This is a genomic window from Spiroplasma endosymbiont of Clivina fossor, assembly GCF_964031115.1.
GTDB lineage: Bacteria > Bacillota_I > Bacilli_A > Mycoplasmatales > Nriv7 > Nriv7.
Genome location: NZ_OZ035006.1, coordinates 481,040 through 499,009, shown reverse-complemented (window position 1 = coordinate 499,009; position 17,970 = coordinate 481,040). Strand labels below are relative to the sequence as shown.

General features: G+C 24.7%; 19 protein-coding genes and 3 pseudogenes. 14 read left to right on the top strand and 8 right to left on the bottom strand.

Annotated features, from left to right (window positions below; genetic code table 4):
• Positions 1-683: 683 nt before the first annotated feature.
• From AAHM82_RS03150 to AAHM82_RS13030, 3 genes and pseudogenes are all read right to left on the bottom strand, one after another.
• Positions 684-1,694, bottom strand: a pseudogene (locus AAHM82_RS03150) (IS256 family transposase); the annotation flags it as partial.
• A gap of 103 nt (positions 1,695-1,797) precedes the next feature.
• Positions 1,798-2,757 carry an IS1/IS1595 family N-terminal zinc-binding domain-containing protein gene (locus AAHM82_RS03145; protein ID WP_342263605.1) on the bottom strand — a complete coding sequence of 320 codons (960 nt, stop codon included), beginning with the start codon at positions 2,755-2,757 and terminating at the stop codon, positions 1,798-1,800.
• An 84-nt stretch (positions 2,758-2,841) separates the two neighbouring features.
• A pseudogene (locus AAHM82_RS13030) lies at positions 2,842-3,045 on the bottom strand (IS256 family transposase); the annotation flags it as partial.
• 357 nt (positions 3,046-3,402) lie between these two features.
• On the opposite strand from AAHM82_RS13030, the pseudogene AAHM82_RS03135 reads away from it, so the two are divergent.
• Positions 3,403-3,516, top strand: a pseudogene (locus AAHM82_RS03135) (IS5/IS1182 family transposase); the annotation flags it as partial.
• 19 nt (positions 3,517-3,535) lie between these two features.
• On the opposite strand, the gene AAHM82_RS03130 reads toward AAHM82_RS03135, so the two are convergent.
• Entirely contained in the window at positions 3,536-4,768 is a 1,233-nt protein-coding gene (locus AAHM82_RS03130; RefSeq protein ID WP_342264515.1) for an Mbov_0401 family ICE element transposase-like protein, read from the bottom strand.
• A 163-nt stretch (positions 4,769-4,931) separates the two neighbouring features.
• Positions 4,932-5,120, bottom strand: a complete 189-nt coding sequence (locus AAHM82_RS03125) for a hypothetical protein (protein WP_342264514.1) — start codon at positions 5,118-5,120, stop codon at positions 4,932-4,934.
• A 447-nt stretch (positions 5,121-5,567) separates the two neighbouring features.
• On the opposite strand from AAHM82_RS03125, the gene AAHM82_RS03120 reads away from it, so the two are divergent.
• From AAHM82_RS03120 to AAHM82_RS03100, 5 genes are all read left to right on the top strand, one after another.
• Entirely contained in the window at positions 5,568-5,894 is a 327-nt protein-coding gene (locus AAHM82_RS03120) for a hypothetical protein (protein ID WP_342264513.1), read from the top strand.
• Between the two features lie 2 nt (positions 5,895-5,896).
• On the top strand, positions 5,897-6,118 hold the full coding sequence (locus AAHM82_RS03115; RefSeq protein WP_342264512.1) for a hypothetical protein: 222 nt from the start codon (positions 5,897-5,899) through the stop codon (positions 6,116-6,118).
• Positions 6,119-6,282: 164 nt separating this feature from the next.
• Entirely contained in the window at positions 6,283-6,513 is a 231-nt protein-coding gene (locus AAHM82_RS03110) for a hypothetical protein (protein WP_342224099.1), read from the top strand.
• Between the two features lie 11 nt (positions 6,514-6,524).
• The gene (locus AAHM82_RS03105) at positions 6,525-6,920 is read left to right on the top strand and encodes a hypothetical protein (protein ID WP_342264511.1); all 396 of its coding nucleotides are present in this window, start codon (positions 6,525-6,527) and stop codon (positions 6,918-6,920) included.
• Positions 6,921-6,944: 24 nt separating this feature from the next.
• Entirely contained in the window at positions 6,945-7,925 is a 981-nt protein-coding gene (locus AAHM82_RS03100; RefSeq protein ID WP_342264510.1) for a hypothetical protein, read from the top strand.
• Between the two features lie 62 nt (positions 7,926-7,987).
• Here the strand turns inward: AAHM82_RS03100 and AAHM82_RS03095 are convergent, their stop codons facing one another.
• Positions 7,988-8,209: a hypothetical protein gene (locus AAHM82_RS03095; protein WP_342264183.1), complete on the bottom strand. Its 222-nt coding sequence runs from the start codon at positions 8,207-8,209 to the stop codon at positions 7,988-7,990.
• Between the two features lie 80 nt (positions 8,210-8,289).
• Between AAHM82_RS03095 and AAHM82_RS03090 the strand changes: the two genes are divergently transcribed.
• From AAHM82_RS03090 to AAHM82_RS03060, 7 genes are read left to right on the top strand one after another with little or no spacing between them, the layout of a single operon-like run.
• Positions 8,290-8,436 (top strand): hypothetical protein, encoded by a 147-nt coding sequence (locus AAHM82_RS03090; RefSeq protein ID WP_342264184.1) that lies wholly within the window; start codon positions 8,290-8,292, stop codon positions 8,434-8,436.
• Complete coding sequence (locus AAHM82_RS03085) at positions 8,387-8,686, top strand: hypothetical protein (protein WP_342264509.1); 300 nt, start codon at positions 8,387-8,389, stop codon at positions 8,684-8,686. Before AAHM82_RS03090 ends, AAHM82_RS03085 begins: the two co-directional genes overlap by 50 nt.
• A gap of 6 nt (positions 8,687-8,692) precedes the next feature.
• Positions 8,693-8,941 carry a hypothetical protein gene (locus tag AAHM82_RS03080; RefSeq protein WP_342263448.1) on the top strand — a complete coding sequence of 83 codons (249 nt, stop codon included), beginning with the start codon at positions 8,693-8,695 and terminating at the stop codon, positions 8,939-8,941.
• Between the two features lie 22 nt (positions 8,942-8,963).
• On the top strand, positions 8,964-9,356 hold the full coding sequence (locus AAHM82_RS03075; RefSeq protein ID WP_342264186.1) for a hypothetical protein: 393 nt from the start codon (positions 8,964-8,966) through the stop codon (positions 9,354-9,356).
• Entirely contained in the window at positions 9,334-9,606 is a 273-nt protein-coding gene (locus tag AAHM82_RS03070; RefSeq protein ID WP_342264187.1) for a hypothetical protein, read from the top strand. Before AAHM82_RS03075 ends, AAHM82_RS03070 begins: the two co-directional genes overlap by 23 nt.
• A gap of 15 nt (positions 9,607-9,621) precedes the next feature.
• A complete protein-coding gene (locus tag AAHM82_RS03065; RefSeq protein WP_342264188.1) occupies positions 9,622-11,514 on the top strand; it encodes a hypothetical protein in 1,893 nt (630 codons plus the stop codon).
• A gap of 45 nt (positions 11,515-11,559) precedes the next feature.
• A complete protein-coding gene (locus AAHM82_RS03060) occupies positions 11,560-12,084 on the top strand; it encodes a hypothetical protein (RefSeq protein WP_342264508.1) in 525 nt (174 codons plus the stop codon).
• 48 nt (positions 12,085-12,132) lie between these two features.
• Here AAHM82_RS03060 and AAHM82_RS03055 read toward each other — a convergent pair whose 3' ends face one another.
• Both AAHM82_RS03055 and AAHM82_RS03050 read right to left on the bottom strand, forming a co-directional pair.
• Positions 12,133-13,353, bottom strand: coding sequence for an IS256 family transposase (locus AAHM82_RS03055; protein ID WP_342264507.1), 1,221 nt, complete (start codon positions 13,351-13,353; stop codon positions 12,133-12,135).
• Between the two features lie 290 nt (positions 13,354-13,643).
• Positions 13,644-15,770 carry a PQQ-binding-like beta-propeller repeat protein gene (locus AAHM82_RS03050; RefSeq protein ID WP_342264506.1) on the bottom strand — a complete coding sequence of 709 codons (2,127 nt, stop codon included), beginning with the start codon at positions 15,768-15,770 and terminating at the stop codon, positions 13,644-13,646.
• A gap of 244 nt (positions 15,771-16,014) precedes the next feature.
• Here AAHM82_RS03050 and AAHM82_RS03045 point away from each other — a divergent pair, with 244 nt between their 5' ends.
• Positions 16,015-17,397, top strand: a complete 1,383-nt coding sequence (locus tag AAHM82_RS03045; protein WP_342264505.1) for an Mbov_0401 family ICE element transposase-like protein — start codon at positions 16,015-16,017, stop codon at positions 17,395-17,397.
• The last annotated feature ends 573 nt before the right edge of the window (positions 17,398-17,970 follow it).

Sequence of the window (17,970 nt, the reverse complement as noted above, 5' to 3'; positions counted from 1 at the left end):
AAAAAAATAAAAATAACGAAAACAAAATTTATAATTTTGAAATCAGAAATCTAGAAAAAATAAGATTTTTAACGGAGAGGCAAGACCACGACCTTTTAAAAGTTGAGATAACAACAGAAGATAATATAAAAGCAAATATAGATAAACAATTATCAAATTTAAAAAATATAAAAATTTTTAGTTTAGAATTTAATGCAGAGCTTGTAAATAACAGAATTAAACAAAAAGACTTTCAAAAAATAACAAATACTTATGGAACAAAAATAAATACTTCCAATTTAAATTTTTATACCTGAATGATTAATATACCCAATAAAACAATAAGAATTAAAGCACAAGGGACAGAATTACTAACTTTTGAACATGGTAATACTAACAATTATAGATTAAATAAAACAAATAATTTTGAAATTGAAATTGAAAATCCGTAATAACTAAATTTAAAAACTGTTAAACTACTACCTTTCTAAGGTGATATTTTATGGTGACAAATACCTGTGTCCTTAAACAACCAAACAATTTTTTTATTTTGTCAAAATAAAAAAGCAGTATTTAAATTTAAATACTGCTTTAGTAAAAATATTTTTAATCTTAATTTAAATTAGATAATTAACAAATATATTAAAATTAAAATTTAAACTCAGATTATTCGGGACTGTACAATTAACTGTGTCTCTAAGTAATTAACTTAAATTCACTCTGTCCTCAAATTTTATCATTAAATGTGAAATTGCACTACCCCAATTTTGAATTGGCATCGTTCATTTCTTAACCATATTTTGAAATGCTAAATAAAATATTTTAAAAACTGATGCGTCATTAGGAAAAATCTTTTTATTCTTAATGACTTTTCTTAATTGACTATTAACAGATTCAATCGCATTAGTTGTGTAAATAATTCTTCTAAATTCTTGAGGATATTCAAGAAAAATTATTAAATTATTTCAGTTATTTTTTCATGATTTAGTAATTTGTGGATACTTTTTATTTCATTTTTCTGAAAAATGATCTAAAGCAATTAACGCTATTTCTTCATTAATTGCTGTATAAATTGATTTTAAATCATTAGCTACAAGTTTGCGATCTTTGTAAGGAACAAATTTTAAACTATTGCGAATTTGATGAACAATGCATAATTGATGCTGTGTTTTTGGGAAAACAGCTTCTATTGCATCAGACATCCCAGTTAAATTATCACTACAAGCAACAAGAATATCTTGTAACCCACGATTTTTCATTTCCGTAAGATTATTAAGTCAAAATTTGGCTCCCTCATTCTCACTAATTCACATTCCTAAAATATCTTTTAAACCATCTAAATTAATTCCTAAGGCAAGATAAACTGCTTTATTTATTATTCGTTTATCTTGCTTTACTTTAACAACAATACAATCAAAATAAACAATCGGATAAATCTTCTCTAAAGGTTTAGTTTGTCACATTTTAACTTCTTCAATAACATCATCAGTTATTTGACTAATTAAACTTTCTGAAATTTCTGCTCCGTGATAGAATTCTTGCAATTGTGCTTTGATATCAGAAATTGTCATTCCTCTTGCATATAAAGAAATTACTTTTTGATCAAAGTTATCAAATCTTCTTTGTCTTTTCGGAATAATTACTGGTTCAAAAGTACTATTTCGATCTCTTGGTACATCAATTGCGATTGAACCATTTTTAGTAATAATGGTTTTTTGTTTTAATTTTGTCGAAAACTCTTGATAAAATAAAAAAAATCATCAACTTGATAATTTTAAAAGGCTTTTATGTAAAATTACTATTTTTACTTTAACTTTTTTATACATTAAAATATAATACCGCTGTTTGTTGGTTTGGAGTTAAACCCTTATGTTGGTATTTTCATTTTCAGAGATTTAAATAATTTTGAATATTAGTAAAACCTAAACCATGATAATGAATTAAGGCTTCTTTAAGACTAGATTGTAATTTACTGATTTTATTTAAGTTACGATAACTAGCTTCAGGATTAATTGTTGTTTTAGTTACACATAAAGTAGAATTTGTTTGTTTTGCTACTAAAAAATATAATTTTTGCATATCAGAAGTAATAATTGAATTTTCGTTAATTAATTCTTTGTTCATATTTTCAATAACTCATTGTTTTTGTAAACGTTTGGTGTTTGTGGATTTAACATAAATATTGTTATTATTATCAATTGCCATTTGAATACAGCATTTAGTATTAGTTGCGAATGGGTCAAGGTGAATTCTTCGTGGATCAGTTTTATATTTGAAATTTCCTTTATGGATTTCTTTAATGAATGTTTCATCGATTTGGATTTTACCAGATAATTTTTTAAATTTTAATTGGGTATTTTCTAATTGTTTTGATTTCATTAATTTTTGACGATTATATCAAGCAGTTTTTAATGTAGTTTTAATAAAACGAGAAATTGTTTTACTAGATTGTCCCAGCAATGAAATTTGAATCAATAAATTTCATTGTTCATAATTTAAATGACTTCAATAAATAAAATGATTACGAAAAGCGTCAAAACTTGCACGACAATTTTTACATAAATATTTTTGTTTTCCTTCTGAATTATGTCCATTTTTAACGCAATGGTAAGATTCACATTTAGGGCATTTAATACCGTGCGCTCTAAATTTTTGATCAATTTCATTTAAACGTTTTTGTTTTTTTATTAATTCTGCTTGTTGTTTGATTTTTTCATAAAATTCTAAAAATTGATCATCTGTTAAAGTATTTACTAGTTCTTGAATTATTTTTTCCATAATTATTATCCACCTCTATCATATTAAAATATACCTAAAATTAAGTATATTCAATAAATATCAAGAGTTTTCGACAAAATTAAAAGTTTTTTGTGTGTTGCCATTTCTTTTATTATGATTCTCATCAGTTTCAAGATAATCTTTAATTTCCGTATTTAACATTCGTTCAGTTAATTTTTTGGTAAATTCCTGAAAAATAGTATTGCCTTTAAATAAATCTTGTGGATTATCAATATTTTCTAAAAAATAATCAACAACTTTATCAATTGCGTCAGGTTCTTTTTTTATTTTTTTTTGTCATTTTCTGTTCTCCTTCTTTTAAGTATAATTCAGAATGAATTATCGAGACACAGAATTTTGGACAGGCTCGATTATTCTTTATAAATACATATAAGAAATATCTTGCTCTTTTAATTAATAATGTTAAGTTTTATTCTATCCCTAGTCAATCACCTTCAGTGTTGGGGTCGCGTTTAGTTTTCTTAGGTATTGCTTTGAAGAAGTAAAACAATCAGCTAATTATATTATTTAATTACTAAACTAACCCTACCTTTCTTGTTATTGTCATTTTTATTCTTTTTTATTTTATCATATTATTGAATTTTTACACAATAAAGTAAAGTTAGAATTGCCATTGAACATGTTTTTGCTAGATTAAAAAGATTTAAAATACTAGTTTATCGTTATCGCAATAAGATTAGAAGATTTGGATTACGATTTAACTTAATTTCAGGAATATATAATTTTGAATTAAGCTAGTTATAGTTATGTACCAAGTCTAATGTAATACATTTAATTTGTTTAAATTTGCCATTCTTAAATGTAATAGGTTATTTAAATTCTTATGATTATATATTTTTGCCCCGTATCCTAATTGTTGTTTTACCAAATGTGATACATCACTTTCAATGCTACAGCCGATATTTCATTCTAAATTTTGATTATGAATACCATGCTTATTATTACTGAAATAATTACTCGCTTTCCTTAAATTTGTTTTAATATCTTTATTTAATTCATTTTTAGCAATATTACGAATGGTTTTGATTAATTCTTGATGATTTCCATCTTTATATAATTTAATTCAACTATTTAGTGTTACTTTGCGATTTTCAAAAACAATATTAAATGCAGTTTGTTTTAATTTTTTAATAGCATGATAACCATCTAAAATATATCTAACATTACCAAAACTATTGGCAATTTCTCTAATTCAAGTATCACCATCGCCACAAACAATTATTTTGTCATAATTAATATTCACATAATGTTTTTGTAATTCTTTAATTAATAAATCACGATAATCCATCGTATTTATTCGTTTACCAACTTTTAACATTAGAAAATGACCTCGTTTGTTTTCTAATTCTCTACGAGCATTTTTGTAATTTTTTTCTTTATGTCCGGTATGAAAAGTAACTAAACGAATTCTTTGGTCTTGTTTAACTTTATGGTCTAATGTCGCTAAAAATGTCTCATCTAGTTGAATATATAAATCCTTATTTTTAACATCAATTCTAGTTTTAGTTTCTTTTTCTGCTAGTTGAAAATATTCGGCAATATCATATTTATTTAAAATATTTGAAATACTACCTTTTGAAATATAACAATGATTTAGAGCATCTAAAACATCGCGATATCGTTTACCATCGCCCAAAAGATTTAAAACTTTAAATTGGACATCAAAATAAATGCGTTGTTTGGGCAATAAACCAATTTCTTTATCTAACAAACATACATATTCGAATTTACCTGATTTTTGATTTCAATATTTATATCGGCGTCGTTTAAAAGTAACATCACCAAAAATTGTAATAATTGTTCTTAAAGCAAAATGAACTACTTTATAACCTTGTTTTAACCGATAATGATATTTATATAAGTATTCATCTAATTTTTCATATTCATTAGCTAGTTGTTCGCATTTATTGGTGTACATATTTTTGTGAGTTGTAAATAAACTAAATCAATGTTTATTTTCTAAGGTTTTTACACTATTAATTTCTAACATAATAAATTACCTTTCTTGATAGTAACTTTAACAAATTTTAGTATTCAATAAACTAAAAAAATTTTTTAATTTTGTCGAAAACTCTTGATAAAATAAAAAAAATCATCAACTTGATAATTTTAAAAGGCTTTTATGTAAAATTACTATTTTTACTTTAACTTTTTTATACATTAAAATATAATACCGCTGTTTGTTGGTTTGGAGTTAAACCCTTATGTTGGTATTTTCATTTTCAGAGATTTAAATAATTTTGAATATTAGTAAAACCTAAACCATGATAATGAATTAAGGCGGACGCATAAAGTTTTCTTAGGTGGGAAAATATTTGAATAAGTATTAAGGCAGTCAGCAATGATTGTCTTTTTATTTTATAAGGTGTTAAAAGTTTGTTCTTTGAAAATTAAATACAAGTGAATTAATAATGTTGGTATGTATTAAAGCACGATAAATTGTGGGTGGTCGCCATAACCAAAAGAAGTTTACCAGTTAATAGATAACATCCTATTAGCTATAGCAATTTGTTTCGTTTTGCAATAAAAAAATGAATGGGTGGATTTCCTAAAAATATACACGCTATTAAATTAGTTCCAAGGGTAGGATGCGGATGTTAAAGTGTAGAAATTTCTATATAGGGTATGCTAAGTTTAAAATTATTAAAATCTTTATCTAATTAAAAAACAAAATTTAATAACAAAGCTTGTTAAACACTTAAATCTGCGATATATAAGTGTTTAAAAAACTAAGTTAACTAACTTAGTTAATATAAAACTTAGTTTATCTATAAGAAAGGTAATTTATTATGAAAAACATTGAAAACATTTTCTTAAATACTAAAAAATATCTCTTAAAAGAAACGCAAAACGCAATGCTTATTAAAGCACCAAAAATTCCGTGATTTAATGAACAAATCGGTATTTGGTTTTCAAAACGATTTGTTTATAAAGGGAAATACGAAAATTCAATTTGCATTGGAATAATAAAAGATAGTAAATATCAAATAATTTCAATTAATCAAAAAGAAAATGAAACCAAATTAATTAAGGGACAAGAATTATTAGGTTTCTTCATTGCTGAAAAAGAAAACAACAAAAAAGATACCAATTATAACTATTTTAAAGGAGTTTAAAAATGAATATTGCGATTGGAATAATATTTATTATCATTTGCATAATGCTATTGGCATATTTTGCTTATAAAATTTATGCAAAAATAAAAATGCGAATTAAATATAAAAATGCCATTAAAAATAATACTGGTAATTTTACAAAAGAAGAAAAAGTATTTATTGCTCGCTTTGAAGAATGAGTTAAAACTCCCAATTCAAAAGAAAATAACGAGAATAAAAAATAATGTTTTGAGAAATTATTATGGAGTTCTTAAAACTGTTTATTCCGATAGAAAAAATGCCTGCACAAGTTACATTTATTGCCGGATTAATTATTATCATTACTTTTCTTTTCGCGTTAATTTCAATTATGTATTTACCAATAAAAATGATTTTTGGGAGATAAAAAATGACAGTAAATTTAAAAGAATTTAATTGAGAACAAATTAAACAAACATTCTGAGATTTATTTATTCAAATTACAACTATTCCGGCTCACATTACTGGGGGTAAAGAAATTAAATTAACCGAAGCACCACTTTGACTTTTAATAGCAAACATTGCTTTTTGATTCTTAACAGCGATTATGGTGTGATTTATTCTAATGCTACTTTGAAAAACCATATCAGTATTTAGATAGAGATAAAATTAATGTCAAGAAGTTACATTGTGATGCATTCCCAAAGAAATTCAAAATTAATTAGAAAAAAATACAATCGTGTTAAGGTTAATCGTGGTTTTAACAAATTTAAAAAAACTTTGAATATAAATGATGAATGTTTTAAAAAGAAAGGGGGTGATTATATGATTGGAACTTTCTTAACAGAAGCACCAGCAGTAACAAAGATAACAGCTAGTGACGCGATGACTAAATTATGAAATGCGATTATAACAGCGTTTACTAAAATGTGAGAAATTATTGCTGTTAATATGCCACAAGTCGGTAACTTCTTTGCTGACTACTGAATATTCATTTTTCCATTTATTTTGGCAGTATTCTTTATTTGCTTTAAAATGTTTGAAAAATTACTTGGAGCAGTACGCTAACAAAAAAATAAAGTGAGGTGCAAGATGAAATTTTGCAAATGAATAATAGAAAAAAATAACCATTTTATTGAATTAAATCGCACCTCATTTTTAATTTTATGACATTGAGGAGCAATTTGATATATTTACAACGGTTATTTTAAAAACATTGTAAGTTATTTATTTTTAGCAGGTTGTATTTTAATTTTTCTTTTTAAAATCGGTAATTTAACACAAATTAACAAAGTTATTAACTTCTTAAAAAACTCACCATTAAATATTGTGATTGGTTCATTAGGAACTGGAAAAACCGCTTTTCTAGTATACGCATCAAAATTATTAAAAAAGAAAAAATATCATATCGCATCAACATTTCCATTACTAGAAACCCAAAAATTAAGTTTAGGGCATATGGGTTTGTTAGACTTTGATTATCCAGTATTGCCAGACAAAACCTTACTTTTGTGAGATGAAACCAACTTATTTTTAGAAGGAACTGATTGAGAAAAAAATAATACCAAAAACGAAGAAACCGGTATTCAAGAATATTTCGCTCTGGCACGCCATTTTGGTCATATTGTGCTTGCTAGTGGTCAAAGAGATAAACATATTTGAGTTAAAGTTCGTGATATTGCTAATAATGTGATTGTGGGAATTCGTAAAAAACCTGTTAATATTTTTCGTCCCTACTTAAAAGTCATCTATGGTACCTTTACGAGCATTGAAGAATATGAACGCTGACGAAACACCTTAATTGATGCTAAAAATAGTAAAAAGGGTCGTCGCATTAAATACCGTGATATCCCTGAACTTGATATTTATTTTTTTAAATTAAAAATTCCTCTACCAATATTAAACACTTACAATTCTTTTTACTTAGCGTTTTTAAGAGATTATTTAAATTCAAAAGTAAATCCTGACTATGAAGACAAATGCTATACTGACACAGCAATTGATTTAGAAGACTTAGAATATTTAAAAATGGATAAATTTAGCAAATTTTTAAGAAAAATGAAAGAAAAATAACGGTTAACCCCGTTTTTAGTAGCGACAATTATTATTTAGACATTAATTAAATTAAGTTTTATTTAATATTTTTGTTTCATTATCAGTGCAATTCCAACAACAATCATAATTCAGAAAAAAATTGCCATTGGTATAAAACCAAATAAAAACTCAAATATATTATATACAAGAGTTCAAGCACCTTCTAAAAATTTTAAAAAAGCTTCTTCGGCGGTTAGACTATTTATCATATTTCACCTCTTTTCTAATATTGTCGCTACTAAAAACGCAATCAACCACAACATTATTTTACTCTATATACTTGGTACATAACCCTCAATTTTATTTACTATTTTGATAATATTATTTTCTGGGTGAAGTACAAATGTTAGATAAATACAAAAATGAAAATGAATTTTATGGTTTAGTAAACATAAAATGCTATAGTTATGTACCAAGTCTTATGAAAGGAACAATAAAAAATGGAAAATCTTGCAAAAATGGCGGACTTTCTCGCTCAAATGCTTTATAAAGTTTTTGATTTAATTTGAAGTCTTGAAGTACCGGGAACAAATATTCAACTAATATTTCCTTTATTCTTAACGCTGGCTGTAGAATTTCTTATGGCAATTATTCTCGGTTTTAGCAGTCAACAAGTTAATTTAGAAAAGCAACGCCGATATGCCGTTAAAAATAGTGGTCGCTTAAGTGCATGAGGAAAAGTTAAAAAACAAATACAACCAATAAATCCAAATAAAACCAATAAAAACAAATCAAGGTAACTAACAATGTTTAAACTAATTATTATTTTTATCTTAATAACTGTTCTTGGATTATTAGCTGGTAGTCATTTTGAAACTTTAACGAACTATATTAGCGAGGGTCTTGCCAATTTTAAAAAGTTTATTACTAGCAATTTAACAATTTTAGAACTATTTAAACCAATGGCACGAACATTTTCGCAACATCCAATTTTTACCATTCTTGGTGTTACTTGTGTACTTATTGCCTTATTTATTGTAATTAAAGGACAATAAAAAATATGAAAGGAGAATTAAAATGAAAAAAATTTTAGTAAAATTATTTAAAAAAGATAATTCAAAAGAAAAAATGTCATTAAAATTAAGAATTAAAAATTCTTTTAAAAAGCAGTGGTTAAAAATAGTATTAAGTATCATTTTCGTTTTTATAAGCTTATTAATTTGTACATTAACAGCAATCGATACTAAATGAGTAACTGGAACAAGTAACGAATTTAATGATTTTATGAATAAACAGATGGTTGATTTCTTTGGCAAGTTCAATAGTGGTATTATGCTCGCGGGAATATTTGTTTTTTGATGAGGCGGAGCAATATATTTTGCAATTAAATTTGAAAAATTAATCCGCTTTATTATTAAAAAAATTAAAGCAAAAAGAATCTTGAAAAATGAAATCAAACAAACTCATTAATTCTTTAAAAAAATATTGATGGAGAATTTTATCTTACATTTTTATGATTACTATCTTTTTCATTTCATTTTTAAAATTGGAAATTAATGATTTGAAATTATTATATGAAAAATTTGAAGCATTAATTTCACTTATGATACTAGGATATTTAGATATATGCATTACAATAGCGGTAATTATAAATTGTGGTGTTGAGTGACTTATTAAAAAAATCAAAACTAAAAAAACAACAAAAAATAAAATATTTTAAAAAGGAGTGATAAAAATGTTTATGAAAATATTTACCGTGTTAATTATTAGTTTCAATAACATTTTTACCATTCCGCAAAACATTATTAATAATGATAAAACAACAATACAACTAATTAGAACTAAAAGACAAAATGATAAAATTTATAATTTTGAAATTGAAAACTTAGAAAAAGTATATTTTCATCTTTTAAAAGATAAAAATAGAGTTGGAGAGATTAACATGTATCAAAAAGACAATATCAATCTAAATAAAAAATTACCAGAATTAAAAAATTTAAACAAACTTATTTTCCTATTTACAAAAGAATTTTACAATAATCAAGATAAACAAGATAAAATTACAAAATTAATAACTACATATGGGCAAAAAATAACTGACCTTAACGGTCCTAATATAAAGCCACATGAGCTTTGAATAATTAATAAAAAAATAACAATCAAAGTACAAAGTACAAAGTTAGAAACTTGAGACAATAGCGATAATACAATAGATTATACATTAAGAAATACAAGTAACTTTGAAATTGAAATTGAAAAAGATAGTACCGACATTGAATTACCAACAGCAACTATTAGCTTTGACGGTAATCATAAATATAACGATGTTATTGATAATCTTGACTATTTAATGATTCATCGTGGTGATTTTGATAAATTTAATTATTCTTATCTCTATTGAACACCAATATTTAATTTTGTTGACACCCTAGAAAAAGGTTATTACAAAGAATTTACGATTAAAAATTATGGTTTTAAAAGCGAAAGCTATTTTTATCACAAAAGTTCTACTAGTGAAGATAAAATAAATGAAAATGTTTTAAAAATTAAAGCTTTTAATAAAACCTTAATTGCAAGTAATAACTATTTACAATTATTACACGATGAAAAGGAAATCTGAAAATATGACACCGAAAAAACTAACGATTACTATCTAATTAAGTACCTTTTTGGAACCTTAAATTATCTTAATGTTAAATTTAGTTTTTTAAGATACGACCCTGAATTAAAAAATGACATTTACCTTTATTTTAAAAACAACATTCCTAGTATTAACAATAACGATTACAAAAATGTTTTTGATGAAATCTATGAAATTCTTGGCAATTTCTTTGCTAGTTTATTTTATGCGACTTTTGATATGGACGAAAAAACTTATACCGAAATTGATTTTAAGGGAGTAGATAATTACAACAAAGATTACTTTATTCAAATCGGTTTCTTTTATCGCTCGTTAATTACTTTTTATCCCAAAAAATACTTAATCAATGTTACTGGTAATTCAGAATTATTACTAAGAAGTTATTTTTTTACTTTTGATAAAAAAACGCACCAAGAAAATTATAATGCGATTAAAAATAATAACAGTATCTATCAAATTGAATTTAATGTCCTTAAATCTTATGATAACAAACTCATTACTTTACCAACTAACAAGATTGCTAATAGTATTAATTATCTTAACACCGACATCGATATTCGCTATGGTATTAATATTTTTACCTTAACTTTTCCTTTGTACCATAAAAAAATATCCGCTAATTACAATTTTAAAATTTATGACTTTAATGTCCTTAATTCCACAGCGTTTATACCTGATGGTTCAACTAATTCGGAATGAGATGACATAATCCCGCCAGCAAATTGTAAATATTCTGGACGATGAATCCCTACTTTTAATGACATTGGCTGTGCCATTCAAAATGCTGGTATAAAAATGCTAAACTGAATGCTGACGGCGTCACAAATCATTACAATTTTACGCCCGTTAGCGATTATTGCCAAAGCAACAGTTAACTTTTCAACTGCCATTTTTCCGATTTTTAAAACAGTGCCGGCCTTTTACTATACCTTTCAATTTTTAATCGGTTTTGCCGTTTTTCTAATGATTTTACGAATTTTTGTATAATATATATATATATATATATATTGAAAAAATAAAGGAGTTAAAATAATGAAAATTTTAAATACAATAGCTCTTTCCACATTAACAATATTACCAATAGTTAGCTGTTCTAAAAAAGCAAATGAACCAGTAGAACAAAAAAATGAAGATAACAATAAAAAAGATAAAATTTATAATTTTAAAATCGAAAACTTAGAAAAAGTATATTTTCATCTTTTAAGAGATAAAAATAGAGTTGGAGAGATTAACATGTATCAAAAAGACAATATCGATCTAAATGAAAAATTACCAGAATTAAAAAATTTAAACAAACTTATTTTCCTATTTACAAAAGAATTTTACAATAATCAAGATAAACAAGATAAAATTACAAAATTAATAACTACATATGGGCAAAAAATAACTGACCCTAACGGTCCTAATATAAAGCCACATGAGCTTTGAATAATTAATAAAAAAATAACAATCAAAGTACAAAGTACAAAGTTAGAAACTTGAGACAATAGCGATAATACAATAGATTATACATTAAGAAATACAAGTAACTTTGAAATTAAAATTGAAAATCCGTAATAACTAAATTTAAAAAGGGACTGTACAATTAACTGTGTCTCTAAGTAATTAACTTAAATTCACTCTGTCCTCAAATTTTATCATTAAATGTGAAATTGCACTACCCCAATTTTGAATTGGCATCGTTCATTTCTTAACCATATTTTGAAATGCTAAATAAAATATTTTAAAAACTGATGCGTCATTAGGAAAAATCTTTTTATTCTTAATGACTTTTCTTAATTGACTATTAACAGATTCAATCGCATTAGTTGTGTAAATAATTCTTCTAAATTCCTGAGGATATTCAAGAAAAATTATTAAATTATTTCAGTTATTTTTTCATGATTTAGTAATTTGTGGATACTTTTTATTTCATTTTTCTGAAAAATGATCTAAAGCAATTAACGCTATTTCTTCATTAATTGCTGTATAAATTGATTTTAAATCATTAGCTACAAGTTTGCGATCTTTGTAAGGAACAAATTTTAAACTATTGCGAATTTGATGAACAATGCATAATTGATGCTGTGTTTTTGGGAAAACAGCTTCTATTGCATCAGACATCCCAGTTAAATTATCACTACAAGCAACAAGAATATCTTGTAACCCACGATTTTTCATTTCCGTAAGATTATTAAGTCAAAATTTGGCTCCCTCATTCTCACTAATTCACATTCCTAAAATATCTTTTAAACCATCTAAATTAATTCCTAAGACAAGATAAACTGCTTTATTTATTATTCGTTTATCTTGCTTTACTTTAACAACAATACAATCAAAATAAACAATCGGATAAATCTTCTCTAAAGGTTTAGTTTGTCACATTTTAACTTCTTCAATAACATCATCAGTTATTTGACTAATTAAACTTTCTGAAATTTCTGCTCCGTGATAGAATTCTTGCAATTGTGCTTTGATATCAGAAATTGTCATTCCTCTTGCATATAAAGAAATTACTTTTTGATCAAAGTTATCAAATCTTCTTTGTCTTTTTGGAATAATTACTGGTTCAAAAGTACTATTTCGATCTCTTGGTACATCAATTGCGATTGAACCATTTTTAGTAATAATGGTTTTTTGTGTGTTGCCATTTCTTTTATTATGATTCTCATCAGTTTCAAGATAATCTTTAATTTCCGTATTTAACATTCGTTCAGTTAATTTTTTGGTAAATTCCTGAAAAATAGTATTGCCTTTAAATAAATCTTGTGGATTATCAATATTTTCTAAAAAATAATCAACAACTTTATCAATTGCGTCAGGTTCTTTTTTTATTTTTTTTGTCATTTTCTGTTCTCCTTCTTTTAAGTATAATTCAGAATGAATTATCGAGACACAGAATTTTGGACAGGCTCTTTAAAAACTGTTAAAATCACTACCCCAAAATGTAGCTTTCTATGACGATAATGCTCTTAAACAACTTTTTCATTTTTTCTATTTTGACAAAATAAAAACCAGTAATTTAATTAAATTACTGGTTTGAATATTTTTCTTATTTTATCACAAGAGATTAAATTGTTGTGCTTGTTTCAATTAAAGTTATTGTTCTAAATAGCTAATATCGTTTTTATAAAACCTTATACTATAGTAGTAACTGTATTTGTTCTTACTGGCCCTTCTCTCTCTGATGAAAAAAATGCTTCACCGTTAAATGTTATTTTATCATTGTTTTTATCTATAGTAATTTCATTGGGTAATAAACTATATTTTTGTAAAATTTGCATTACTTCTGTAATTGATAATGTAACTATTTGTTCTTTATTGTTATCATCAATTATTTTGGCAGTAATATTTCCTGTAATTTTTTGTTTTAAATTTAATATAACTTTAGATGTAATTATTCTTACTGGATAAGTAATTTTTAATTTTTCATTGGGATTAAGTTCAAATTTATCAGCGGGTTCCTTAAAAATACTTAAAATCATTTCTTGTTCTTGTTTATTTGTGTTTGATAAATAAAATTCATTTGATAATACATTAATGATTTCAGAATTTTTATTATTTATATTTGTAAAATCTGTTAATTTCATTTCATCATCAGAATTTATGTTTCAACCATTTAATTTATTTTCTTGTTTTGTTTTAGTTAATCCTGTTGTAATTTGAAATACTAATTTTGATTTTGAATTATATTCACAAGCGGGTACATTAAATGATCTTGTATTTGGAGTTTTATTGATAATTTCTCTATCAGAACATACATTTTTAGGAACATTAGATCATAAAAATGAATTTTCTTGTTTTGTTATTTCAGTATTTGAAAAATTTAAATTATTACTATTAACATTACTTATTTCTTTAAATATTAAATTTGGATTTTCATCTCGAAACTTAAAAAATACTGATCTTTTAATTAATTCGTTTAAATTAATATCATTAATTTCACCTTTATTTTTAATTTTGTAATTAACAGTAAGTTCACCAAAATATTTACTATTATTTTTTTCTTTTATTATCGCTGGATTATTTGTTTTATTAACTATTTCTAATAATGAAATATCTAAATCAGGATTTAAATAATTTAATTCATTTAAAATTGCATTATCAGAATTATCATTAATTTGTCCCAAATTTGAATTTAAATTATACTCACTATATTCATATACATTATTATCAAATGAACCAAAATATATCTTATTATTTAACACCACTCCAGAAGATTGGACTCTTCCTTCTGTTTTGATAATAATTTTTTGTTGTTCTGTTACTGGATCATATTCATATATATTTTGATCTGCTGAACCAATATATAATTTATTATTGAAAACTAAACCAGGAGAACCAACTCATAAATTTGTAACAATAACAATTTTTTGCTTTCTTGTAATTGGATCGTATTCATAAACATTATGATCTTCTGAACCAAAATATATTTTATTGTTTAATACAGCGCCGGAAGATCAAATTCCTCCGTTTGTTCTAATAACAATTTTTTGTTGTCCTGTGGCAGGATCATATTCATAAACATTTTGATCTGTTGAACCAAAATAAACCTTATTATTTAACACCACCCCAGAAGATTGGACTACTCCTTTTGTTTTGATAATAATTTTTTGTTCTTTGATTACAGGATCATATTCATAAACATTATTATCAAACGAACCAAAATAAACCTTATTATTTAAAATAACGCCACTAGCAAAAATTTCGCCCTTTGTTGTAATGACAATTTTTTGTTGTCCTGTGGCAGGATCATATTCATAAACATTTTGATCTGTTGAACCAAAATAAACCTTATTATTTAACACCACCCCAGAAGATCTTATTCAAGAATTTGCTGTAATGACAATTTTTTGTTGTTCTGTGGCGGGGTCATATTCATAAACATTATAATCATCTGAACCAAAATATAGTTTTTTATTTAACACCACCCCAGAAGTTCAAACTTCACCTTTTGTAATAATAATAATTTTTTGTTCTTTGGTTACGGGATCATATTCATAAACATTATGATCTTTTGAACTAAAATATACTTTGTTGTTTAAAACAAGTCCATTAGCAAAAATTTCACCTTTTGTTGTAATTACAATCTTTGTTCTATTTATTTTATTATTTTCATTATTACTTCGTTTTTGTCTTTTATAATTTATGTTTTTTAATTTAGTTTGTTGCTCTTGTTTTTCATAAGGACTATTGGCAACGATTCCCGCCATTCCACTACTTGCTATTGTTATTGTACTTAATAAACTAAGTAATTTTTTCATATTAATCAAATCCTTTTCATGAATTTTTGCTAATTAATAAATTTTTATAGTAATCACTCAACCCCTTCTTAAATTTATAAAGTTTAATTAATACAAATTAATTATAAATGATTAAATAATAATTTCTATCATTTTTCAAGGTTGTTGAATACTAATTCTAGAAAAAAAATTATTATTAAAACAGAAAAATAAACTAACGAAGTTTAACTTCATTAAAATTACTACCAAAGAAAGGTGATTTTTTATGTTAAAAATTAATAATAATGTAAAAACCTTAGAAAACAAGCATTGATTCAGTTTATTCGCAACCCATAAAAATATGTACACTAACAAATGCGAACAATTAGCCAACGAATATGAAAAATTAGATGAATATTTATATAAATATCATTATCGCTTAAAACAAGGTTATAAAGTAGTTCATTTTGCTTGAAGAACAATTATTACAATTTTTGGTGATGTTACTTTTAAACGACGCCGATATAAATATTGAAATCAAAAATCAGGTAAATTTGAATATGTATGTTTACTAGATAAAGAAATTGGTTTATTGCCCAAACAACGCATTTATTTTGATGTCCAATTTAAAGTTTTAAGTCTTTTAGGTGATGGCAAACGCTATCGCGATGTTTTAGATGCTCTAAATCATTGTTATATTTCAAAAGCTAGTATTTCAAGTATTTTAAATAAATATGATATTGCTGAATATTTTCAACTAGCAGAAAAAGAAACTAAAACTAGAATTGATGTCAAAAATAAGGATTTATATATTCAACTAGATGAGACATTTTTAGCAACATTAGACCATAAAGTTAAACAAGACCAAAGAATTCGTTTAGTTACTTTTCATACCGGACATAAAGAAAAAAATTACAAACATGCTCGTAGAGAATTAGAAAACAAACGAGGTCATTTTCTAATGTTAAAAGTTGGTAAACGAATAAATACGATGAATTATCGTGATTTATTAATTAAGGAATTACAAAAATATTATGTAAATATTAATTATGACAAAATAATTGTTTGTGGCGATGGTGATACTTGAATTAGAGAAATTGCCAATAGTTTTGGTAATGTTAGATATATTTTAGATGGTTATCATGCTATTAAAAAATTAAAACAAACTGCATTTAATATTATTTTTGAAAATCGCAAAGTAGCACTAAATAGTTGAATTAAATTATATAAGGATGGAAATCATCAAGAATTAATCAAAAACATTCGTAATGTTGCTAAAAATGAATTAAATAAAGATATTAAAACAAAGTTAAGGAAGGCGAGTAATTATTTCAGTAATAATAATCATGGCATTCATCATCAAAATTTAGAATGAAATATCGGTTGTAGCATCGAAAGTGATATATCGCATTTAGTAAAACAACAATTAGGATACGGGGCAAAAATATATAATCATAAGAATTTAAATAACTTATTACATTTAAGAATGGCAAATTTAAACAAATTAAATGTATTACATTACATTAATGAAAATATTAATTCAGAAATAGAAATCAGAAAAGAAATATATAAAAATTCATTATGAAATAAATATAATAATAAAAATGACGATAGTTGAATTAATTATAAAGGTAATGCTGTAACAAATAAATATAATAGATTTAAGTAAGTAAAAATATTAGTTAAAATTAAAAAAAAATTTAATAAAATTAATAATTTTTTATTGTGTAAAAATTCAATAATATGATAAAATGGTAACGAATAAAAATGACAATAACAAGAAAGGCAGGCTTAGTTTAGTAATTAAATAATATAATTAGCTGATTGTTTTACTTTTTCAAAGTAATACCTAAGAAAACTAAACGCGACCTAATCTCTATTTTGTTTATTAATCAATTATAAACTTTGATATAATATTATTCAAAAAAAGAAATTTTCTTAAAAACTATATTACAATATTTATTAAGTAGTAAAAAAAATTGGGGACTGTACAATTAACTGTGTCTCTAAGTAATTAACTTAAATTCACTCTGTCCTCAAATTTTATCATTAAATGTGAAATTGCACTACCCCAATTTTGAATTGGCATCGTTCATTTCTTAACCATATTTTGAAATGCTAAATAAAATATTTTTCTAATTTTAAAGATAAGTATTGACAGGGTAAAAAACCCTTATTAAATATAGGGATTTGTAAAAACACGGTTTTACTAAAAACCCAGCAAAATCAAGGTTTTATTGAA